The organism is Geomonas diazotrophica, assembly GCF_018919385.1.
In the GTDB taxonomy this organism is placed as follows: Bacteria; Desulfobacterota; Desulfuromonadia; order Geobacterales; family Geobacteraceae; genus Geomonas; species Geomonas diazotrophica.
In genome coordinates, this window is the sequence record NZ_JAHLMF010000010.1 from 1 (window position 1) to 22,844 (window position 22,844).

The following is a 22,844-nucleotide window of genomic DNA, read 5'->3' on the forward strand; positions in this document are numbered from 1 at the left end:
GGTTTCCACGTTCAGCATCTCCTTTGGGCTCTCCCTCTCTGGTCAGGTCCGGAGAGTATGGAGAAGGATGCTGGGGTGGGTCAATTTTGGACGCCGATTTGGCCTAAAGGTGGGTCATTTTTGCATGCCGGTTCACACTCCGCGACCCATAGATAATTGAGCACACGACCAAGACGCTTTTGTTTGACAGAACAGGTATTGAGAAACCTCTTTAATTCTTCTTTTGCCCATTTGTGATTTATGGTCCCATCGGACTCAAGAGGATCATTTTTGGGCCTGGGCACCACATAACCGCATTGAATATCATTTTGCAGATCACGAACAAAACGAGGGGAAAAGGTAAGGGTGCAAAACTTGCCAAGAAAAGCAGAGGAACACTCAACAGCCCTGCGAATTTTGTTTTTTGCCGACTGGGTGAACCCGTCAGAGACAACATCACCGGAGCGGGAAGGGGGCATCACCTTGTGTTGTCTGCCGGTCAGGAACTGAGCCCCGGTTATTTCGCCGGAGCGATAGGAGCGCACCTTAAACCCGATCCGTCCCGCCTGTTTCCTGTAGAGAGGACTTTCACGGAGATACGCTTGACGGCCTTCAGCCGTTTGAAGCTGGCGTTTCAACCCTTGAGCTTCTATATAATCTTCAAGGGAGGAAAACCCGGAGAGGTACTTATAGAGAGCTTTACCCATTCTCAACCTCTGTCAGAGATTGCGAACAGGTAATAAACCCAAGAGGCGTTGCCGCTTCGCGGAACTGGAAGGAATCAGCCCCGGACCACTCAACGCAAAAAAAGCGGCCTATCGTGGAGCAGTCTGCGAAGAGTTCACATGACTGACAGCCGATAGCCGCTTTGGTTATGTCCCGCCCGTAGGCATTAGAGGTTAAAGAAAGAAGGGACGATTTATCATTAGACATTTCTTCCTGAAATGTCCCATAAGATATATTATGTCAAGTTGCAAGTAGGTATTTTTATTTGGTTGGCCCTCGAGGGTCCTCCCCGTCTTTCGGAACGCTTCCCTGCCGAAGAAAATGGTACGTCGTGCCCGACAGGTGCCTGGCGGTTAGATCTGTCACTCTCTCGATAACGGTTCGACGTAATTCTCCTCCGCCCTGATCACGCGCGCCGCGTCCCGTTTCCTTCGTGATCGGTTCACGCCCCGGTCGATCCCTCGCTGACGCCACCTGCGCTTTCACAACAAAGGTCTCGCTTAAGAAACTCTCCCAGCTTCGAAGTTCGCGTTACACACCGTCCCGTTTGTCCCATCGTTGCGGGCAAAGAAGCTTTCGGCAGGTCGAAGGCCGCTGAAACCCATAAAAGCCCTCCTAGCTCGTCCGCAGCAAAAAACGGGTGCAAGGTTACCCCTGCACCCGATCGAAAAGTCCCTTTATACGCCAAATTTGGAAGCCGCTTTTTTGGGCAACTACCAGAGGCGGCTCTCGAGGGCCTTGACCAACTCGACAACCTTGTCGGCCACCAGTGATTCCAGGATCTTGCCCTTTTCCGCGTTAGCCTTGCCCGGGTCACCCCAGACTCCGCCGGGCCAGAAGCTTTGCTTGTCCCGAACCAGGATCCCGGTCGGAAAATTGGGGTACTCGGCAGCAGAAAGGCCTTTGACCAGATGCGGATGCGAATGCATGATGCGCGAGGTCTCGATCTCGCCGGCATGGGCATCGCCGCGGGTCTCGATCAGATGGGCTCCGCTTTCCTTGGCAAGTTCGTACTCGGTGACGACGGCCACGTTTATGTCGGGCAATTCTTGGATCAGTTCCTCGCCGGCATCCTGAAGCGCCATGCGGTGTGAACCGCCGGCGTGCCCGGTAAGCGCGATGAAGTTAACGAGCCCCTGGGCGTGCAGCGAGCGCACGATGTCCTTCAACAATGCCTTCAAAGTCCCCGTGCTGATGGACACGGTGCCTGGATGGCGCGACGTCGAGCGGCAGCAGCCGTAATGTACCGGCGGCGCCACGAACAGAGGAATCCGCTCGGCGGCTCGTTTTCCCACCTCGTAAGCCTCGATGGTGTCTGTAGAAAGCGGCAAATGGCTGCCATGCTCTTCGACGGATCCAAAAGGAATATAAACGGTCTTGCATACCTCCAGCCCCTGGGCGAACTCATCCATGGTGATGTTCTCGATCAGCACAATATTGCCCCTTTAAGTAGTTGAATTGTATGAATTTTTTTTGGAATGTGCCTCCCCTCCCCTGTTCGGGTATGGGGGAAGGGGGTCAGGTGTCGAGCATCTCCCGCACCTTCCTGGCAAGTTCGATGGGCCTAGCCGGTTTCTTGATGATGTCGACGCCCTCTTCCAGGAAGATCCCCTTGTCCTGTATGATGTCGGCCGTATACCCGCTCAGGAACAACACTTTCAACTGGGGCGAAAGCCTGCGCAACTCCTCGCAGAGTTGCTTGCCGTTCATCTTGGGCATGATCACGTCAAGCAGGGCCAGGCTGATCTCCTGCCACCTCGACTCGAAAAGGTGCAACGCGTCGTCGCCGCTGCTCGCCAATATGACCTGGTAGCCATACCTCTTAAGGACCGACTCAACCAGCCGCCCCACCGCAGCGTCGTCCTCCACGACCAGGATGGTCTCGCTCCCCCCTTCCGGGATGAAGGTGGCGGGCTTCTCGCTCGGTTGCACCTTCTCGGTGATCAGCGGCAGGTAGATGCTGAACGTCGTGCCGAAGCCCACCTGGCTGAAGACGGTGATGTACCCGCCGTGCTGCTTGATGATCCCGTACACGATAGACATCCCCAGTCCGGTGCCGCGCCCGGGGAGCTTGGTGGTGAAGAAGGGCTCGAATATCTTCTGCTGGGTTTCAGCATCCATCCCGGTGCCGGAGTCTGCCACGGTGATGAGGGCGTAGCGCCCAGGCACGCCGTAGCCGTACTGGCGATGGAATTCCTTGTCGAGGGTGACCAGCTCGGTCTTGATGGTGAGCTCACCGCCGGTAGGCATGGCGTCCCTGGCGTTGGTGGCGAGGTTCATCAGCACCTGCTCCAGTTGTCCACTGTCTGCCATTACCAGCAGCTCCTGGTTGCTGAAGGAGGTTTTGAGGGTCACGTCTTCGCCGATGATCCGGACCAGGAACTTGGCGTGCCTACGGGTCAGTTCGTTCAGCTCAACCTGCTGCATCACCATGACCTGCTTGCGGCTGAAGGCCAGAAGACTCCTGGTGAGGTGCGTCGCCCGGTCGGCTGCGTCGAGGATCTGCTCCATGTGGTCCAGCATGGGGTCGCCTTTGGGCAGGGAGTGCTGCAACAGCTGTCCGAAGCCGAGGATGACCGTGAGTATGTTGTTGAAATCGTGGGCAACCCCGCCTGCAAGCTGCCCGATCGCCTCCATTTTCTGTGCCTGCCTCAGCTGTTCCTCGAGTTTCTTTCGATCGCCGATGCTTTCCATGAAGGCCATGAAGTGGCTGATGGTGCCGGAACTGTTCAGGATGGGGGAGATGGTTGCGTGCTGCCAGAAGGTGGTGCCGTTTTTGTGGCGGTTGTACAACTCGCCGGTCCAGACGCGGCCCGAGGTGATGGTGTCCCACATCCCCTGGTAGAGTTCGGGCGAGGTCCTGCCGCTTTGCAGGATGCGCGGGTTCTGTCCGATGACCTCGTCCGAGGTGTAGCCTGCGACCTCGGTGAAACGCGGGTTGACGAACTCGATCTTGCCTGTGGCATCCGTGATTATGATGGCGACGGGACTCTGCATCACTGCCTGGGACAGCTTCAGCAACTGCTCGTCGGCCTGCCTGCGTTCGGTCACGTCCTTATAGACGACCACGGCACCTACCAACTCTCCGCCCTCGCGCAGCGGCCTGCAGTTGTACTCGGCGTAGAAACTGCTTCCGTCCTTGCGCCAGAACAACTCGTCGCTCCCCTGGTAGGGACGTCCGTCGTAGCAGGCAGCCGACAGCGGGCACTCCTGTTCCGGGAACGGGGAGCCGTCCTCCCTGGTGTGGTGCATAAGGGAGTGCTGGTGCTGCCCCAGGAGCTCCTCCTGGGTCCAACCCACCATCTGCGCCGCTGCCGGGTTGACGAAGGTGATGCGCCCCTGCATGTCGACGCCGTTGATCCCTTCACCTGCAGCGTCAAGGATGAGCTGCAATTGGCGCCGGGTCTTTTCGTGTGCGTCCTCGGCCTGCTTGCGCTCGGTGATGTCCTCCAGGCTCTGGATGGCGCCGACCACCCTCCCCTGACGGTCGCGGATCTGCGCCGCGTTGAGGGTGATGTAGTGCCCCTTGCCGTCCGGATCCTCGTACCATCCTTCGGCCTGCACCCCTCCCTCGATCAGGGAGGACTTGCGATAATTGCTGTAGTACTTGACGGCCTCGTCGGGGTTTCCGTCCAGCACCAGGTCTGCCAGGACCGGCCTGTCTGCCTCGTAAAAGATCTTGCCGAGATGGTGCGAGCCGAGCACCTCGCCTGGCTTGATCCCGGTGAGGGTCTCCAGCGCCCGATTCCACATGATGACGCGGTGCTCGCAGTCCAGCACGAACGTGGGTTGCGTCATGTTCAACACCAGGCTCTCGGCAAATTCCTTCTGCGACTGCAGGTCCGCCTCTGCCTTTTTGTGTTCGGTGATGTCGAGCATGACGCCCAGCACCCCGCCGCAGGCGCCGTTTGCGGCTGTAAAACTGGTCTTGAAGAAGATGACGTCACGCTCTGCCTGATCGACGTGCGAGGTTTTGCTTTCGTAGACCTGGAGGCCGCCCCCGGAAATCAACTCCTGGTCCGAACGGTGGTGTACTTGGGCGAGCGGTCCGGGAGTGACGTCGAAGACGGTCTTGCCGATCACCCGTTCCCTGGTGAGACCTGTGAAGTCGAGGAAGGCCTGGTTGCAACCGAGATACCTGCCATCGGCCCCCTTGTAGAACACCGGGATCGGCGTCACCTCGAGGAGCTTCTGGGAGAATTCAAGTTGCCGTTTCAGCTCGAATTTTTGCTGTTGCAGTTCCTTCAGGAGCTGATTGAAGGCCTCTCCGAGCACGCCGATCTCATCGCCTGCTGCGATATTGACTGGCGCGGTCTCCCCCTCCTTGTTCTGGGTCAGCATCCTGATCTGTTCGGTGAAGGAGATAAGCGGGGCGGTCAGGAACTTCGTGCAGAGCCAGACCACGAGCATGGAGATGAGAAATACCACGAACAGCGCGGCGAGGATGTAGCTGCGTGCCCGGTAGATCGGGGCGTAGGCCTCCTGCTGCGGGAAGTTGCTGGCGAGGATCCAGTTGGTTGTCTGGAGCCGCTTGAAGGAGCTAATGACGTGGAGACCCCTGGAGTTGGTGGTTTCCCCGGTCCCCTCGAACCCCTCGATCGCCTCGTCATAGAGACGGTTTTTCCCAAGCGGGACGTCCTGCTTGAAAATCCTGCGGCTGTCCGGGTGGGCGATCATCACCCGGTCGGGGCTGTACAGGTAGAGGTAGCCCTTTTCGCCAAGGGTGATCTTGCCGACCTTCGTGATGAAGTTGTCCTTGGCAAGGTCTATGCTCCCCGCCAGGACCGCAGCCACGTCTCCCTTCTCGTCCAGCACCGGTGCAGTGAGCATGATGATCGGGTGCCGGTGCGTTTGGGCGGAGATGAAGGGGGCGGAGACGAAGGGCTGTTTGGTGGCGAGGGTTTTTTTCAGGTAGTCGCGGTAGAGGAAGTTCTTGCCGATTATGCCGCTGTCGAGCGGGTTTCCCGAGAGGAGCGTTCCCTGGGCGGAAAAGAGGAACAGCCCGTTGTCGAACATGGTCAGGTTTCCCGGCCGCTGGTCGAAGAAGCTTTGCAGGTTGTGCGGGTTACGCAACGCGTCGGCTTTGAGGGTGCGTGCGGTGGCCACCAGTTCGGCCTGCGACAGCCGGAACTTGTCGTCGATCTGGTCGGCCAGGGCGGATACCATGCTGAACTGTTGCGTGTAAAGCAGTCCCTTTATCTGGTCGGTGAAATAAAGGTGGGTGCTAAGCGCAAGAATGGACAGCAGCCCCGCTATCAGCAGGGATATGGTTGCCGTCATCTTGTTTTTCAGGCTAATGGGGCGCAATCAGCCTCCACTGGAAGGTGCGCGGAACGCGGCGTTCTGCAAATTGTTACCATAGTATGAAAATATCGGAGCTGTCCAGCTAAAAAGTTTTCTCCGGTCTTTGGTGAAGTAATTGTTTTTTTTGGGTTTTTCATGTAATACCCGGCGGGCCACCGGGTGGTGGCTGCCCCTGGCACAGAAAAGATTGATAGGCTCGCGCAGCGATTTGATATAGTATTTCGGTTTGCGGCGGCAAAACATTAGAACCGCGCTACTGGAGCAGAGACAAAGATGCTAGAAATCGGCAAGTACAACCGTTTGGAAGTGAAGAAGCTGAGCGCCATAGGTGCCTACCTCGCGTCGGAGCTGGGAGAGATCCTTTTGCCGACCAAGTACGTCCCGGAAGGGCTGCACCACGGCGAGCACCTGAAGGTATTCGTTTACCTCGACTCAGAGGACCGGCTCATCGCTACCACCCTGGAGCCCAAGGCCCAGGTGGGCGATTTCGCACTCATGGAAGTGAAGGACGTGGGCCCGGTGGGCGCCTTTTTGGATTGGGGACTGGAAAAGGACCTGCTGGTCCCATTCAGCGAGCAGCCGCGTCCCATGCAGAAAGGGGAACGGCACCTGGTCCGGGTGTACCTGGACCGCTCCGACCGGATCGCGGCATCGGCCAAGATAGGGAAGTTCCTTGAGAAGTCGGCTGCGGGACTCAAGGAGGGGCAGGACGTCGCGCTTACCTTCTACGAGTTCGGCAACCTGGGCGCCAAGGTCATCATCGACGGTCGCTACGACGGGCTGCTGTTCAAGACCGAGCTCTTCGGCAGGTACCGGGTCGGCGACTGCGCCAAGGGGTACGTGAAGAAGATCCGTGACGACGGCAAGATAGACGTGACCCTGAGGAAGGGGGGGAGGCAGGACCTCACCGGCGGCCGGGAGACCCTGTTGCGGGTACTCAGTGAGCGGGGCGGCTTCCTTCCCGTTGGGGACAAGTCGGCTCCGGAGCTGATCGCGGAGATGTTCCGGATGAGCAAGAAAAACTTCAAGGCCGTGATCGGCAACCTGTACCGGGAAGGGATCATCGAGATTACCAAGGAGGGGATCAGGCTGCGTTAAGTCCCCCCTCCCCGACCAGCGAGGTGAACCCCGGCGTAGGTACCTGCGCCGGGGTTCTTTTATTTGCTGTTACCTGCGATCGCCCAAGAACCTGAGCAGCAGCAGGAACATGTTGATGAAGTCGAGGTAGAGGGTGAGCGCGCCGAGAATGGCTCCCTTGCCGCCCGAATTGCCCATCTGCTTGATCCTCTGGGTGTCGTAGGCGGTAAGGCCGGTGAAGACGATGATGCCGCACAGGCTCAGCACCCAGTTGAGCATCGAGCTGTGCAGGAAGATGTTCACCAAGGAGGCGATTACCACGCCTACCAGCCCCATGAACAGGAAACTCCCCCAGGAAGTGAGGTCGCTCTTGGTGAGGTAGCCGTACAGGCTCATGGCGCCGAACATCCCGGCGGTGACCAGGAAGGTCGACGCTATGGAGGAGTGCGTGTAAGCGACGAAAATGGTGGACATTGTCAGGCCGTTCAGCGCCGCGTAGAGCAAGAAGAGCAGGCTCGCGGTGGCGGTGCTGATCCTGTTGATGGCGCCGCTTATGGCTACCACGAGGCCGAGTTCGCCGAAGATCAGGGCGTAGAAGAGGATGCGGTTGCCCAGGATCGCCTGCAAAAGTGCCGGCGACGATGCGGTTATCACCGAAACGAGAGCGGTGAGCAAAAGTCCCCCACTCATCCAGCCGTAGACTCCCCTCATTACGCCGCTGTTGACTACGCTAATGGTCCGGTACTGAGTCTGATATCTTTCCATTCATGGCTCCCTGTTTGATTGGCAGCTGCGGCCTGTAACACAAGGTTCACGTCGCAGTTGTCACTGATATTACGCCCCTTCTTTATATCATGAACCTATGTGGTCAGGCAGAAAAATAACGATCTAGGCGTGAATATGCAAGGGGGGATGTTACAATCATGTTTCCTGTTATTTTGGTGCAACAACGGCACCCTTTAGCGGCGTTCCTGCCGCATTGACTTAAAGGAGGATCAACCCATGCTGAAAAAACTAGCCATTCTTGTCTGCCTCGCCTCGTTCGCCCCGGCTGCGGCCGGTGCCCAGGAGGTCGCGCCCCTGCTGAACCAGCCAGCACAGCAGGCCGCGCCGATGCAAAAGAGCGTCAACCTCATGCCGCGCGAGGAGCGCGAGGCGACCGTGGTTGCTGTCAACGACGCGCAGGGTACCACCCAGGGTGCCACTGAGGAGCGTCCTCGGAAGAGCCACAGCGGCCTTACCTTCAAGGAGTTCTGCGACGTGCACTTCGGCGAATACCGCTGGGTGTACTGGGTCGGCGCGGTAGCGGCGATCGTAGCCATCCACGTGGTGGCAGCCGACTAAGAAAAAAGGCGGCAGGGGGTTGATTCCCTGCCGCCTTTCGCGACTCCCCTCCCCTTCGGTCAACCTGTTCACCCCCTCATCATTTCGCCCTCTCGTACTGCACCGGCCAGGGAACGTCGGCTCCCAGCGCCTTGGCGGCGTGCAGCGGCCAGTACGGGTCCCGCAGCATGGCGCGCGCGAGTAGTACGGCATCGGCCAAGCCGGTCGCCACGATCTGCTCCGCCTGGACCGGGTCGGTGACGACACCCACCGCTCCGGTCGGGATGCCGACTTCCTGCCTGATGGCCGTTGCAAAAGGGGTCTGGAAGCCGGGGCCAAACGGCGGCATGGCCTCGGGAACCATCCCCCCCGAGGAGCAATCGATGAAATCGATCCCCATCTCCTTCAAGGCCCTGGTCAGGTACAGGGTCTGCTCCAGGTCCCACCCCCCTTCCATCCAGTCCGACGCCGAGACCCTCACGAACAGGGGGAGGTGCTCGGGCCAGAGGTCGCGCACCGCCTTGGCGACCCTGAGCGGAAACCGGCAGCGGTTCTCCAGGGAGCCGCCGAAATCGTCGGTGCGCCGGTTGGAGAGCGGAGACAGGAACTGGTGCAGCAGGTAGCCGTGCGCCATGTGGATCTCGGCCACCTCGAAGCCGGCCTCGACGCTGCGCCGGGCAGCCGCGGCGAATTGTCCGAGGAGCGTCTCAAGGTCCTCCAGGGTCGCCTCGCGGGGGATCACCGGCTCCTCGGTGGAAAAGGGAACCGGGCTGGGGGCGATGGTCTGCCAGCCGCGGTGGTTGACGTCTACCGGTCGGCCTCCCTTCCAGGGAAGGTCGGTTGATGCCTTGCGCCCCGCGTGCGCGAGTTGGATGCCCGGGACCGAACCCTGCTCCTTGATGAAGCGGGTGATGGGTGCGAAGGCGGCGGCGTGCTCGGCGCTCCAGATGCCGCTGTCGTCCGGGGAGATGCGCCCCTGCGGCGTGACCGCGGTCGCCTCGACCATGACCAGGCCGGCGCCCCCTACGGCCCGGCTCCCAAGGTGCACCATGTGCCAGTCGGTGGGGAGCCCGTCTTTGCTGGAGTACATGCACATCGGGGAGACGAAGATGCGGTTCTTGAAGACCAATTCCCGCAGGGTAAGAGGTGTGAAAAGGATGCTCATGCTGGAAAACCTCCCGAAGCTTATGTGATGTGACAGGGGTGCAGTTCCTGCGGCAGTTTAGCAGGCATTGGAACGACTTCAACGATAGGGGCCGCTGCCTTCACCGTGGCGACCGGTGCTCCGGCTGGCACTCCGCGCAGAAAAAGGTGGAGCGGTTGCCGAGTCTTCCCCTGCGGACGGGGGTGCCGCATTCCCGGCAGGGGAGCCCTGCCCGCCCGTAGACGTAGAGCTGCTGCGGGAAGTAGGCGAGCCGCTCTTCGGTTTTCAGAAAGTCCATGGTTGAGCGCCCGGTGGCGATGGCGGTGGCGAGGGTCTCCTTGATGGCGGCGACCAGCGCGGCACAGTCGGCCGAGGACAACTCCCCTGCCGGGGTGTCCGGGTGCAGCCGGCAGCGAAAGAGGCTTTCCGCGGCGTAGATGTTGCCGATTCCGGCCACGACCGCGCTGTCCATCAGGAAGCGCTGCAGGGCGACTTTCCTGCCTCGGCTCAGCCGGTAAAGGTACTCCGGGGCGAAGGCATCGGTGAGCGGTTCGGGACCGATCTTGCGGAGCAACTGGTGTTGCAGCGGGTTCGAACCGGCGAAATGGATCGAGCCGAAGCGGCGCGGGTCGTTCAGCCGGAGCACGATTCCGGAATCGAGCCGCAGGTCGAAGTGGTCGTGGGGCCCCGGCGCGGCCGAGGCGGGCACCAGACGCAGGTGGCCGGTCATCCCCAGGTGCAGCAGCAGTGAGCCTGCGCCGCAGTCGAGGATCAGGTACTTGCCGCGCCGCTCCACCGATCGGACCGTCTGCCCAGCGAGGAGCTGGGAGAGCCCCTCCGGGACCATGTTGCGCAGTTTTGGGATGTAAAGCTCGACTGAGGCGATGCGCGCGAGGGTCAGGTGGTCCTTTATCCCCAGCCGCGTGACTTCGACTTCGGGTAACTCTGGCATGATCGCTCCCGGTTACTTGTCCAGGGCCATTGGGCTGCAGACGTTGTCTTCGGAGTTGGCCTCCGTCCCACAGGTAAAACAGACGACCGTCGGGCTGCTGGTAAGGTGAGCGACCTCTTCCAGGCGTCCGGCGCTTTTGAGCATGCAGATGTGTCCGGTGTGTTTCGCTCCGCAGTGGCAGGTGCCGGTGGCTTCCATGGTGATCCCCCTTTGTCTGATGTTTCCTTAATTACTACTGCAAACATGCTGTGGCAGTCAACTCTTAGGTCGCACATTGTCACCGGCCTCGCTGCAATGATTTGAAAACTGACATTGATTTTTTATAATTTATTGTTGCTACTTTGACGGATTGTGTTTATATTAAAAAAACTTTATCTGTGACTGCCCCGGCGGTGTGGCAGAGACAGTGGTGGAACTGCAGGTAGTTTGCCGAGGTGCTTGGACAGATCGTTGCCCAAGGGGGAGCACATGAATCGATTGTCGCAGGTAAACCAGGTCACCGATCATAACAACAGCGCTCCCCGCACCTGCATCGGGGGCGACGCCCTGGCCGTATCACCACCGGCTTTGCCTGCCCCCCCCTACGAGCAGGTGCTGCGCAACATGTTCTGGTCGGCCCCCTCGGGGGTATACCAGACCGACACGCAAGGGCGGCCTTTGGCTTCGTCTCCTTGTTGTTCCGCAGGCCCTGGCGACGCTGGGACCCACCGGATGGGCTATCTCAATCCCCAGGAGCGAGAGGGCCTGGCTACCTCATTCCAGGCCGCGATGGAGGCGGGGCAGCAGTGGAACCAGCAGTTTCAGTACCATTTTGCCGATGGCGCCGTCTCACGTCTCCGGGCGGTCGTCGCCCCGTTGCGCGGCGCAGACGGTCTCCTGATCGGCTACCAGGTCTGCACCATCGACACCACGGCCCAGTATGAAGCCCACCAGGAGCTTGCGCTCAGCGAAGACCGCCACCGGGTCGCGCTCGACGCGGCGGAGTTGGGGATCTGGGACTTCGATGTCGCGGAAAACGACTGTTACTTCAGCCCCTACTGCTACGAGATGCTGGGCTATAGCGGCGGACAGATGCAGGTGCGCCTCGAGGACTGGACCAACATCATCCATCCGCAGTACCTCGAGAACGCGCGCCGCGTGCTGGAGAACTGCATCAGCGGCGCCATCGAAAAATTCGAGATCGAGTTCCGCCTGAAAACCAACGAGGGGAAATGGCACTGGTTCCGCTGTACCGGCAAGGCTGCGGAGCGCGACGCATCCGGCAAGGCGCGCCGGCTGGCCGGTACCCTGCTGGACATAAACCAGGCCAAGCTCATGGAGCACCTGTTGCAGATGGAGCACGGCCTGCTGAACCTGATCACGGCTACCAGCCCTGTCGGCATCATGTTCATCGAGTCCGACGGCAACACCACCTTCGTAAACCCGAAGGCGGAGCGGATCCTCGGGTTGACCAAGCAGCAGATGGCACACAGGGAGCCCCCTGTCATCGACTCGATTTTCTCGGCGGAACAGGAACAGCACACCGGCGGCGAACTTTCGCTGGGTCAGATCCTGGAACAGGGACGCTGTCTGCTGCAGTCCTGCTTCATCTTCACCCGGCCTGACGGCAGCAGCGCGGTGCTCTCCATCAGCACCGCTCCCTTCCTGGACACCGCCAGCACCGTGAGCGGGACGGTGGTGACCCTGGAAGACGTGACCGAGCAGAAAAAGCGCGAGCAGGTGCTCGCGGACAACGACCGCCTGCTGCGGGAGACCCAGAGGATCGCCCAGTTGGGGAGCTACGTCCTCGACCTGGCCAAGGACCAGTGGGTCTGCTCCAGCAAGCTGGAGGAGATCCTGGGAATCGACGCAGCCTATCCGAAGACCTTGCAGGGGCACTTCGAGATCGTGCACGAGGAGTTCCGGGAGCAGTTCATCGACAGTTACCGTGCCGCCATAAGCAACGACCGCCCCTTCGAACACGAATACAAGATCAGGAGGCACAACGACGGCGAGGAACGCTGGGTGACCGAGTGCTGCGAACTGACCAGGGATGCGGGCGGAAAGCAGGCGCGCATGATCGGAACCATCAAGGACATCACGGAGAGAAAGGCCGCCGAGGAGGCGATCCGCAACCTCAACGACGAGCTGGATCGCCGGGTCATCGAGAGGACCTCGCAGCTCGTGGCGGCCAAGAAGGAGATAGAATCCTTCAGCTACTCCGTCTCGCACGACCTGCGCGCGCCGCTGCGGCACATCAACAGCTACAGCTCGATCCTGGTCGAGGAGCATGGCAATTCCCTCCCGGAGGAGGCCCGTTACTACCTGGAGCGCATCTGCACCGCCAGTAACCGGATGGGGAAACAGATCGACGACCTGTTAGCCCTCACCCGGGTCGGGCGCGCCATCATGAAACGGAGCACCTTCAACATCAGCCAACTGGCCGCCGACGTGGTGGACATGCTCAGCGACGAATCCGACAACCCGCCGGAATTCGTGGTCCAGCCGGGGATCAGCGCCTTCGGCGACAGCGCCTTGGTGAGGCTCGTGCTGCAGAACCTCCTGGGCAACTCGGTCAAGTACTCCTCCCGCACCCTCTCCCCGCGCATCGAGTTCGGCCAGACCCTGGTCGGGGGAAGGCACGCCTTCTTCGTCAGGGACAACGGGGTGGGCTTCGACATGGCCTACGTCGAAAAGCTGTTCCAACCTTTCCAGCGCCTGCACGGCTCCGAGTTCGAGGGGACCGGCATCGGCTTGGCCACCGTGCGACGCATCATCGAACGCCACGGCGGCAGCATCTGGGCAGAAGGAAAAGAGCATGAGGGTGCGACTTTCTACTTCACCCTCTCCAACCCACGCAAAGCCGACGGCACCTCTCGCCGCTAGTCCACACCTGCCCGGACGAAAACCATCCCCGTGGGGCGCCCCCCTGTCACCCCTTCTTTTTTCGTCATTACTAAAACAGTGTCTGTCTGTTGCGCCGGAATGCCGGTTTCACCAGTTGGCAAGGCGGACCCCGCCACAACACGAACCGTCTTGGATTTATCGAAAGACCGCGATGTCCCACGGGAGGTGCGGAAATTATTCTGCGCGACCGGCTAAAAAATCCATTGTCATTTTTGCAAAACTATGTTTTATGTATGTATACAGCTGCGCCAGACCCGTACCGGGAACGCAGCGTAGCAAAGGTATGCGAATCTGCCTGCCGTCTGTAAAGTGAGGGGCCTATGAGGAAAACCTGCCACATGGTGGAGAAGGCTTTGGTGGACGGGATGTTGAAAGGGGAGTTCAAGCCGGGTAGTCCGTTGCTAAGCGAGCGGGACCTGGCCGCGCGCTTCGACGTCAGCAGGGCGACGGTGCGGGAGGCATTGCAGAAGCTGCAGAATGCGGGATGGATCTCGGTTCAGCAGCGGCATGTCACCATGGTGAAGGACTTTTGGTCCCAGGGAGACCTGGAGATCCTTTCCTCGATCACCAGGAACAGCGAGCCCTTCCCCTACGAGCTGGCCACCCACCTGCTGGAGTTGAGGGTCCAGTTTGCGCCGGATTACGCCCGCCGCGCGGTCGAGAACGATGCGGCCGGGCTGGCCGCTGTGCTGCGCAAGGCGGAGAAACTGCGCAACTGCTCCTCGGCGCTGGTCAACTTCGACTGGGAACTGCACCTGGCCATGGCGGTGATGTCGGGCAACCGCATCTATCCCCTGATGCTGAACAGCTTTGCCAGCGTCTATTCCAAACTCAGGTCTGCGCTCTTTTCAAAGGATAAGCACCGCTTGCAGCTGCGTGACTACTACCGCGAGCTGCTGGCCGCCGCCAATGCCGGCAACGCCCTGCTGGCGGAAAACATCACACGAGCGGCCATGCTGATGAGGTTGAACGATTTCAAGCTGTACTTCGGCTCACTGTCCCCGGAATGCCCGGCACCCGCATAACCGCCCCCCCGCGAGTTCAGCTCCCCAGGGTGAAATAGAAGGTGGCCCCTGCGTTCACCTCCGCTTCCGCCCAGATCCTGCCGCCGTGACGGTTGATGATCCGCTGCACGATGGCGAGCCCGATCCCAAGGCCGGGAAATTCCTCTTCCCGGTGCATGCGCTGGAACGGACCGAAAAGCCGGTCGGAGAAGCGCATGTCGAAACCGGCCCCGTCGTCCCTCACGAAGTAGACCAGCTCCCCCCCCTCCTCTTTGCTGCCGAGTTCGATGGTGGCGGACTCCTTCTTGCCGGTGAACTTCCAGGCGTTCTCCAACAGATGCTCCAGGGCGGTCCGTAACAGCACCGCGTCCCCGTGCGCGGGGAGGTGCTCAGGGATCATGAAGTTCACCTTTCTCCCCGGTGCCCCCTCCTTTATGCATAAGGCGTAGCTTTTGGCCATCTGGGAGAGGTCGAGGTTCAAAAGGGTCATGTCCTGGCGCCCTATGCGCGACAGAGCCAAAAGCGCGTCAACCAGTCCCTCCATCTTGCGGCCCGCCCGCACGATGCAGTCGAGGTAACTGTGGGCCGTCGGCTCCAGCGCCTCGCCGTAATCCTCGAGGAGGGCGTTGCTGAAGCCGATCAGGTGCCGAAGCGGGGCGCGCAGGTCGTGAGAAACCGAGTAGCTGAAGGTTTCCAGCTCCCGCCCCAGGTTTTCGGCGTTCCCCTTTTGCCTGGCCAGTTCCTCGTTCACCCGTCGGAGCTCTTGCTCCGCCTGGGCGAGCCTTGCCTCGCAGTCGTCAGCGGACGGCGCCGGACGGCGGGCGGCCTGCTGCTGCGCCGGTTCCGCACCTTTGCGCTGCGCAGCCCGGTTCTCGCCGCTGCCGGGACTCTTTCGGGTGCCTGCCTCGCGCTCGCCTCTGCTTTTAGGCACTTCCATGCGCTCCTCCCACTGCAACTGTCACAGCCCCGCTTAAAACTCTCTTAAGAACTCAATTTTGCCACAAGATGTGGCAATTCACCACTCATAAAAATAACATTTTTACTCACTGCGGCTACCTTCTGACAGCGTTTTTGGAACTGGTGTCGTGCAGGCTTTCCTCAGAAAGGAACGGGCCGGTCCCGTAGTGAGGAACCGGCCCGCGCCGCTGTCACAACCTGCCTCGTCAGAAGGGGTATTTCTCGGCTTCGATCACCGCCTGTGCCAGGAGACGCTTGTCCTGGAGCAGTCCCGCGGCATGGTATCGCGTGAAACGCCGGACGGCGCCCAGCAAAATGGTGAGCGTATCCCCTTCCTCGCTGTAGAAGGCCGCCTTGCGCGCGGCGCTCGCGGTCTTTTCGTTGGCACCGAAGCAGAAGCACCTGACCGCCGCCGTTACCGCCTGTCGTTTCGCTTCGCTCAGCCGCGGCAGGATCTTCTCGGCGCGCAGCACCGCGCTTTCCATGGCGAACACGTTGATCACCACGTCGGCCAGCGCCATGAGGACCTCCTGCTCGTCCTTTATGGCCGCCTGGTACTTCTGCGCCGCGGAGCCCGCAACCACCAGGAAGAGCTGCTTCAGGCCGGACAGGAGAGCCTTTTCGGCGGCGAAGGGGATGGAGTCGTCCAACTCCTCGAAGGAGGGGGTGGTCAGGCTGTCAAGTGCCCTCATCGCCTCGCGCTGCAGCGGGATCTCCCCTTTCAAGGCGCGGGTGAGCAGGGTGCCCGGGATGAGCAGCCGATTGATCTCGTTGGTCCCCTCGAAGATGCGGTTGATGCGCTCGTCGCGGTAGTAGCGCTCGGCCGGGTACTCCTGGATGAAGCCGTAACCGCCGTGGATTTGGACCACCTGGTCGGCCACGAACGCAAGCATCTCCGAGCAGAACACCTTGGCGATGGCGCATTCCATGGCGTACTCCTCGATCCCTTTCTGGTAGGCATCGTAGTAGTTCGGGGTCTCTTTCGGGATGGTGGCCAACCGGTTGTCGATGAGCCCCGCCAGGCGGTAGACCAACGACTCCGAGGCGAAGATCTCGGCCGCCATGTCGGCAAGCTTCTCCTGGATGGCGCCGAAGGAGGCGATCGTGCGGCCGAACTGTTTTCTGAGCACCGCGTATTTCACCCCGTCGGACAGGGCGAACTTCGCCGATCCGGTGACCGCGGCCCCCAGTTTGAAGCGCCCGATGTTAAGGACGTTGAAGGCGATCTTGTGCCCCTTGCCGATCTCGCCCAGGACGTTGGCGACCGGAACCTTGACGTCGTCCAGGATGACCTGGGTGGTCGAGGACCCCTTGATCCCCATCTTCTTCTCCTCCGGCCCGACGCTCACCCCTTCCATGGTCCGCTCCACCAGGAAGGCGGTGAAATACTCCTTGTCCACCTTGGCGAAGACGGTGTAGAGGTCGGCAATCGAGCCGTTGGTGGTGAACTGCTTGGTGCCGTTTAGGAGGTAGTGGCTCCCGTCGGCGGAGAGTGTCGCGCTGGCCTTGGCACCGAGGGCGTCGCTCCCCGAGTCGGGCTCGGTGAGGCAGTAGGCCGCGATCCACTCGCCGCTGGTCAGCTTGTCCAGGTAGCGTGCCTTCTGCTCTTCGGTGCCGTAGTAGACCAGGGGGAGCGTGCCGATGCCGCTGTGGGCGGCGTAGGCCACGGAGAACGAGCCCGAGCCGGAGATCTTCTCGGCCGCCAGCATGCTGGTCGCCTTGTCGAGCTCCAGGCCGCCGTACTCCTCGGGCACGTCGATCATCAGCAGTCCCAGCTCTCCGCAGCGCCTGAGCAGCTGCACCACCTTCTCGAAATTCTGGTGCTCGATCTCTTCGCGCGCCGGGATCACCTCGTTCGTCACGAACTGTTCGGTCGTAGCGCCGATCTGGCGCTGTTCGTCGCTGAAATCCTCCGGGACGAACACCTCGTCCTTACCCGGCTCGGTGATCAGGAATTCCGCTCCTTTGAATATCCTTGCTGCCATGTCACACCTCTCGTTTGTAGTGGAACGCGTCGCCGGGGCTCAGCTCATCTCGAAGATGCCTGCCGCGCCCATGCCGCCGCCGATGCACATGGTGACCATGCCGTAGCGCGCCCCGCGCCGCCGCATCTCGTGCAGCAGGCTCGCGGTAAGCTTGGTACCCGTGCACCCCAGGGGGTGTCCCAGCGCGATGGCGCCGCCGTTGACGTTGACCCGTCCCGGATCGAGCCCCAGTTCCCGCATGCAGGCGAGCGCCTGTACGGCGAAGGCCTCGTTCAACTCGATCAGGTCGAGACTTTCCCGGGTGAGCCCGGCCATCCTCAGTGCCGCGGGGACCGCCTCGACGGGACCGATACCCATGATCTCGGGGGGGACCCCCTTGACCGCGAAGCAGACGAAACGTGCCAGCGGCTTCATCCCGGTCCGTTTCAGGAAGTCCTCGGAAACCACCAGCGCCGCCGCCGCCCCGTCGGTCATCTGCGAGGAGTTCCCGGCGGTGACGGTACCGTCGGCCTTGAAGGCGGGCTTGAGCTTCGCCAGGGCCTCCAGGGTTGTGTCGCCCCTCACCCCGTCGTCGGCGTCGACCAGCTCCTCGCGGCACTGAAGCTTCCCCTTTTGCAGGGAGCAGTACTGCGCCGGCACCGCGACGGTCTCCTCGGCAAACCTCACTTCCGCAAGGGCCCGTGCCGCTTTTTGGTGGCTGGCGAGGGCGAAGGCGTCCTGGTCTTCCCTGGAGAGGCCGTACTTCGCCACCAGCCGCTCCGCCGTGATGCCCATGGAGGCGTAGGTCTCGGGCCAGGAGGCGATGAGCCCCGGGTTGGCGCTGTACTTGTTCCCCCCCATCGGGATCATGGACATGCTCTCGGTCCCCCCGGCGATGATGCAGTCGGCAAAACCGGCCATGATGCGTTCCGCCGCGGTGGCGATGCTCTGCAGCCCGGAGGAGCAGAAGCGGTTCACGGTCTGGCAGGGGACCTGGTAGGGGATGCCGGCCTTGAAGGCGGCGATGCGGGCGACGTTCATCCCCTGCTCCCCTTCCGGAAAGGCGCAGCCGATGATGACGTCATCCACCTGCGCCGGGTCAAGCGCGGTACGTTCCACCAGACCCTTGATGGCCGCGGCCGCGAGATCGTCGGGGCGGACGTCCTTCAGTTTCCCCTTGTAGGCCTTGGTGGCCGGGGTGCGCACGGCCTCTACGATATATGCTGCTCGCATGTTCTTGCTCCTTTGGTGCCTTCGGTTGCTCACGGGGAGAGCCCCTCCCCGACCATCTCCCCCTTGGGGAGGGAGCTAGTTCCTGAGGGGCCTTCCCGTCTTCAGCATGTGCTGGATGCGCTCCTGGGTCTTCTTCTGGCCGCAGAACTTCAGGAAGGTCTCCCGTTCCAGGTCCAGCAGGTACTCCTCGCTGATAACGGTCCCTGCCGGGACGTTGCCGCCGGTGATGACGTCGGCTATCCCCGAAGCGAGGTAGTGGTCGTAACCGGAGATGAAGCCCCCCTGCTCCAGGTTCCAGAGCTGGCTCTTGATGCTGGCGGCGATGCCGCGTCCCGGCGCCTTCAGCATGGCCTCGGGCTTGCCGGGGCGGTAGTTGGCGGCGAGGGAGATCGCCTTCAGCTTGGCGTCGTAGATGCGGCGGTCCAGGGCGAGGGTGATGCTGTCGCCCGGGCGCATGAGCCCCATGGCCATCAGCTCGGTGGCCGACCCGCTCACCTTTGCCATGGCGATGTTCTGGTAGTTCTTCAGGAGAAAGGGGGACACGTCGGTGCCGTTCGCCTCGGCGAGCCGGATGGCCCTAAGCGCCATCTCCTTGGTGCCGCCGCCGGCCGGGATGAGACCCACCCCGATCTCCACGAGCCCCATGTAGGTCTCGGCATGGGCGTTGATGGCGTCGGCGTGCAGGCAGGTCTCGCACCCTCCCCCCATCACCAGGTTGTGGGGCGCCGCCACCACCGGGATCCTGGAGTACTTGATGGCCATCATGGCGCGCTGGAACGATTTCACGGTGAGGTTCAGGTCGTCCCAGGCCCCTTCGGCGCAGGCCATGGCGATCAGCATCAGGTTGGCCCCGGCCGAGAAGAGGCTCCCCTCGTTGGCTATGACCATGCCGATGCCGTCGGACTCGCTCCGGCGCAGCCCTTTCTGGATCATGCTCAGGGTGTCGCCCCCGATGGTGTTCATCTTGGAGTGGAATTCGAGGCAGAAGATGCCGTCGCCGATGTCGATGAGCGAGGCGGCCGCGTTCTTTTCCGCGACCCCACCGGCGCTCTTCAAAAGGGTGAGCGAGACCTGGCCGCGGGTCAGCGGCACCTCACGGTATTTTTTGTCCGCGATGCTGTAGAAGTGGCGCTTTCCCTGCTCCACGCGGTAGAAGCTGTCCACCTCGCGCAGAAACTGCGGTACCGCGATGCCCTCCCGGTCGGCGCGGGCCACGAAGGAGGCGACGCCCAGGGCATCAAGCAACTCGAAAGGACCGAGCTCCCAGTTGTATCCCCACTTCATGGCGTTGTCGATGTTGACCACGTCGTCGGCGATCTCGGGGATCCGTTTCGCGGTGTAGATCAGGGTGTCGCGCAGCGTCCTCCACGCGAATTCCGCGGCCTTGTCGCTTCCCTGCAGCAGTGTCTTCACCCGGGCACCCGGGTCGTCGACCTGCTTCGCCGCACCAACCGAGGCGAACTTGGGGGAGACGCAGTCACGGTAGGCCCCGGTTTGCGGGTCGTAGCAGAGTTTGACGCTTTTGCCGTCAACGCTCTCCCGCTTGAAGAAGCCCCCCTTCCCTTTCTTCCCGGTCAGCCCCTCAGCCACCATGCGGCGCGTGCTTTCCAGGACCCGGAACAGTTCCCGCTCGTCGTCGCCGGTCAGAAGCTCGTAGCTGTTGTCCATGACCCGCACCACCGTGTCGATCCCCACGAGGTCCCAGAGGGCGAAGGTGGCGGTCTTGGGGCGGGCCAGGGCCTGCCCGGTGACGGCGTCGACCTCCTCCACGGTGAGTCCCATCTCCACCATGTGCCGCCAGGTGGCGGCGCCGGCATAGGTGCCGATGCGGTTGGCGATGAAGTTGGGGGTGTCCTTGGCGAACACCACCCCCTTGCCCAGCCGTTTGTCCAGGACGGAGGCCATGCTGCGCAGCAGGCCGGGATCGGTCTCCCGGCAGGGAACCATCTCCATCAGGCGCATGTAGCGCGGCGGATTGAAGAAATGGGTAACCATGAAGCGGCGCCTGAGGTCCGCCGGGAGCGCCTGCGCCAGCTCGTTCACGGAAAGCCCGCTGGTGTTGCTGGAGAGGATGGCGTTCTCATTGAGGTTCGGGACCACATGCTCCTGGAAGAGACGTTTCTTCACCTCGAGGTTTTCCAGCACCACTTCGATGACCCAGTCGCACTCCCTGAGCCTGTGGCTGTCGTCCTCGAAGTTGCCCGTCTCGATCCAGGCGACGTACTCCGGGGCGTAGAGCGCGGCGGGCTTGCTTTTGACCAGTGCCGCCAGCGCCTGGTCGGCGATCGCGTTGCGCTGCGCCTTGTCCTGCGCCCCCTTGGCTTGTTCCGGCACCAGGTCGAGCAGCAGTACCTCCATCCCCGCATTGGCGAGATGCGCGGCGATGCCCGCCCCCATGACGCCGGCACCCAACACGGCAACCTTGTTCATCTGTCTCATCTCATCCTCCGGCTCGGGACGCGGCCTCAGTTCTCCGCGACGGTATACATTCGCTCTATCTTATCCTTATAACGATCAGAAATCACCCGTCTTTTCACCTTGAGGGTCGGGGTGAGCTCCCCTGCCTCCAGGGTGAAATCGCGCGGCAGCAGCACGAAGTTCTTGATGGTCTCGTAATGGGCCAGCTCGGCGTTGACCGCCTCGACCCGCTGCCGGTACAGCTCGAGAACTGGCTCGTGCACCACCAACTCCTCGAGGTCCGTGTAGACGATCCGCTTCTCCTGGGCGAACTCCAGCAGTTTCTCCAGGGTCGGCACGAGGAGCGCGGTCAGATAGGGCCTCTTGTCCCCGTAGACGTAGGCCTGGGAGATGTACTTGTCCCTTTTCAAAAGGTTCTCGATGGGCTGGGGCGCGATATTCTTGCCGCCGGCGGTGACGATCAGGTCCTTCTTTCGGTCCGAGATCACCACGAATTCCCCTTCGAGGCGCCCGATGTCACCGGTTCTGAGCCAGCCGTCGCTGAGGACCTCCCGGGTGGCCGTCTCGTCCTTGTAGTAGCCGATCATGACCTGCGGTCCGCGTACCAGCAGTTCGCCGTCGTCGTCCACCCGGAACTCGGTCTCCTCCAGGGGGGTCCCCACGCTGCCAAAGCGCAGCGCCTCGAAGGTGTTGTTGCAAAGGACCGGGCTCGTCTCGGTGAGGCCGTACCCCTCCAGTATGGGGACCCCGATGCTCCAGAAGAACTCGTTGATCTCCCGGTCCAGGGGGGCACCGCCGCTGGAGCAGAACTTTAGGTTGTCGCCGAAACGCCGCCGCAGCTTGCTGAACACGAGGCGGTCCGCGACGGCGTGCCGCAGCGCGAGCCAAAGCGGCACCTTCTTCTCTATGTACCTCGCGTAGACGTAGCTGCGCCCGATGGCGAGGACGCTTCTGAACAGCTTCCTCTTGTAAAGGGAAAGCTGGTGCACGTGCTCGTAGATGCGCGAATGGATCTTCTCGAAGAGCCTGGGCACGCAGACCATTACGGTGGGCTGGATCTCCAGCATGTTTTCGGCTATCTTCTCGATGCTGTCGGCGAAGGCGATCATGGCCCCCTGCGCGACGGGTAGGTAGTAGCCTGTGCACCTTTCCAGGACGTGGCTCAGGGGCAAAAAGCTCAGGAAGACCTCGCCATCCTCCAGCACAGCCGCCTTGCGGATGGTGGCAAAGACATCGAAGAGGATGTTCCGGTGCGAGAGCATCACCCCCTTGGGGATCCCCGTGGTGCCGGAGGTGTAGATGACGGTCATCAGCGATTCCGGCTCGATGCTGTCGATCACGGCGGAGAGCTCATCTCGTTCCTCGTCGCTGATCGGGTCGTCGATCTCGGAGAGCTGGTAGAACGTGGTGAGCGGCAGCGATGGCTCACCCAGGAAGCGCTCGAAGGAGACCACCAATTGAACCATGGGGATGGCATCCCTGATCTTCAGGAGTTTACGGTACTGCCATTTGCCCGAGATGAAGACGATGCGGGCGTCGCTGTGGTTCAGGGTGTATTCGATCTGCTCGGGCGTGTTGGTGGGGTAGACCGGGACGGTGACCGCGCCGGCGCAGAGGATGCCCATGTCGGCGATGATCCACCCGGCACGGTTCTCGGAGAGGATGGCTATCTTGTCGCCCGGCCTGACGCCGAGCTTGCGCAGGCCGCGCGCCACCATGAGGGCTCGGTTGAAGAACTGGGAGTAGCTCAGGGTGACCCAGTTCCCCTGCTTTCTGAACTTCACCGCCAGCTTAGCGTCCAGCCGGGTCGCCTGGTGCCGTAGCAGGTCGGGTATGGATCGAAAAGGCACCTTTTCCACGTTAAGCTCCAATCAAAG

General features: G+C 61.5%; 16 protein-coding genes. 4 read left to right on the plus strand and 12 right to left on the minus strand.

Annotated elements, in window-relative coordinates; all coding sequences use genetic code 11:
* Positions 1-80: 80 nt before the first annotated feature.
* The 3 genes from KOM00_RS12315 to KOM00_RS12325 all read right to left on the minus strand — a co-directional run bounded on the left by KOM00_RS12315 (position 81) and on the right by KOM00_RS12325 (position 6,012).
* Positions 81-686, minus strand: coding sequence for a hypothetical protein (locus KOM00_RS12315; RefSeq protein WP_216499220.1), 606 nt, complete (start codon positions 684-686; stop codon positions 81-83).
* Between the two features lie 732 nt (positions 687-1,418).
* The gene (locus KOM00_RS12320) at positions 1,419-2,138 is read right to left on the minus strand and encodes a creatininase family protein (protein WP_216499221.1); all 720 of its coding nucleotides are present in this window, start codon (positions 2,136-2,138) and stop codon (positions 1,419-1,421) included.
* Between the two features lie 85 nt (positions 2,139-2,223).
* Complete coding sequence (locus KOM00_RS12325) at positions 2,224-6,012, minus strand: PAS domain S-box protein (RefSeq protein WP_216499222.1); 3,789 nt, start codon at positions 6,010-6,012, stop codon at positions 2,224-2,226.
* Positions 6,013-6,282: 270 nt separating this feature from the next.
* Between KOM00_RS12325 and KOM00_RS12330 the strand changes: the two genes are divergently transcribed.
* Positions 6,283-7,107, plus strand: coding sequence for a CvfB family protein (locus KOM00_RS12330; protein ID WP_216499223.1), 825 nt, complete (start codon positions 6,283-6,285; stop codon positions 7,105-7,107).
* A 69-nt stretch (positions 7,108-7,176) separates the two neighbouring features.
* On the opposite strand, the gene KOM00_RS12335 is transcribed toward KOM00_RS12330, so the two are convergent.
* Positions 7,177-7,851: a Bax inhibitor-1/YccA family protein gene (locus KOM00_RS12335; RefSeq protein ID WP_216499224.1), complete on the minus strand. Its 675-nt coding sequence runs from the start codon at positions 7,849-7,851 to the stop codon at positions 7,177-7,179.
* Positions 7,852-8,088: 237 nt separating this feature from the next.
* Between KOM00_RS12335 and KOM00_RS12340 the strand changes: the two genes are divergently transcribed.
* Entirely contained in the window at positions 8,089-8,430 is a 342-nt protein-coding gene (locus KOM00_RS12340) for a hypothetical protein (protein ID WP_216499225.1), read from the plus strand.
* A gap of 79 nt (positions 8,431-8,509) precedes the next feature.
* Here KOM00_RS12340 and KOM00_RS12345 read toward each other — a convergent pair whose 3' ends face one another.
* The 3 genes from KOM00_RS12345 to KOM00_RS12355 all read right to left on the minus strand — a co-directional run bounded on the left by KOM00_RS12345 (position 8,510) and on the right by KOM00_RS12355 (position 10,703).
* A complete protein-coding gene (locus KOM00_RS12345) occupies positions 8,510-9,574 on the minus strand; it encodes an NADH:flavin oxidoreductase/NADH oxidase (RefSeq protein ID WP_216499226.1) in 1,065 nt (354 codons plus the stop codon).
* Positions 9,575-9,674: 100 nt separating this feature from the next.
* Complete coding sequence (gene mutM, locus KOM00_RS12350) at positions 9,675-10,505, minus strand: bifunctional DNA-formamidopyrimidine glycosylase/DNA-(apurinic or apyrimidinic site) lyase (protein WP_216499227.1); 831 nt, start codon at positions 10,503-10,505, stop codon at positions 9,675-9,677.
* A gap of 12 nt (positions 10,506-10,517) precedes the next feature.
* Entirely contained in the window at positions 10,518-10,703 is a 186-nt protein-coding gene (locus tag KOM00_RS12355) for a hypothetical protein (protein WP_216499228.1), read from the minus strand.
* A 270-nt stretch (positions 10,704-10,973) separates the two neighbouring features.
* Between KOM00_RS12355 and KOM00_RS12360 the strand changes: the two genes are divergently transcribed.
* Together KOM00_RS12360 and KOM00_RS12365 are read left to right on the plus strand one after the other, a co-directional pair.
* Positions 10,974-13,370: a PAS domain-containing protein gene (locus tag KOM00_RS12360; RefSeq protein ID WP_216499229.1), complete on the plus strand. Its 2,397-nt coding sequence runs from the start codon at positions 10,974-10,976 to the stop codon at positions 13,368-13,370.
* A 341-nt stretch (positions 13,371-13,711) separates the two neighbouring features.
* Positions 13,712-14,416: a GntR family transcriptional regulator gene (locus KOM00_RS12365; RefSeq protein ID WP_216499230.1), complete on the plus strand. Its 705-nt coding sequence runs from the start codon at positions 13,712-13,714 to the stop codon at positions 14,414-14,416.
* A gap of 16 nt (positions 14,417-14,432) precedes the next feature.
* Here the strand turns inward: KOM00_RS12365 and KOM00_RS12370 are convergent, their stop codons facing one another.
* The 5 genes from KOM00_RS12370 to KOM00_RS12390 all read right to left on the minus strand — a co-directional run bounded on the left by KOM00_RS12370 (position 14,433) and on the right by KOM00_RS12390 (position 22,826).
* Positions 14,433-15,332: a sensor histidine kinase gene (locus KOM00_RS12370; RefSeq protein WP_216499231.1), complete on the minus strand. Its 900-nt coding sequence runs from the start codon at positions 15,330-15,332 to the stop codon at positions 14,433-14,435.
* Between the two features lie 226 nt (positions 15,333-15,558).
* Positions 15,559-17,337, minus strand: a complete 1,779-nt coding sequence (locus KOM00_RS12375) for an acyl-CoA dehydrogenase family protein (RefSeq protein WP_216499232.1) — start codon at positions 17,335-17,337, stop codon at positions 15,559-15,561.
* Positions 17,338-17,376: 39 nt separating this feature from the next.
* Positions 17,377-18,549: a thiolase family protein gene (locus KOM00_RS12380; protein ID WP_216499233.1), complete on the minus strand. Its 1,173-nt coding sequence runs from the start codon at positions 18,547-18,549 to the stop codon at positions 17,377-17,379.
* A 75-nt stretch (positions 18,550-18,624) separates the two neighbouring features.
* Entirely contained in the window at positions 18,625-20,988 is a 2,364-nt protein-coding gene (locus KOM00_RS12385; protein ID WP_216499234.1) for a 3-hydroxyacyl-CoA dehydrogenase/enoyl-CoA hydratase family protein, read from the minus strand.
* 26 nt (positions 20,989-21,014) lie between these two features.
* The gene (locus KOM00_RS12390; protein ID WP_216499236.1) at positions 21,015-22,826 is read right to left on the minus strand and encodes an AMP-dependent synthetase/ligase; all 1,812 of its coding nucleotides are present in this window, start codon (positions 22,824-22,826) and stop codon (positions 21,015-21,017) included.
* Positions 22,827-22,844 lie beyond the last annotated feature (18 nt).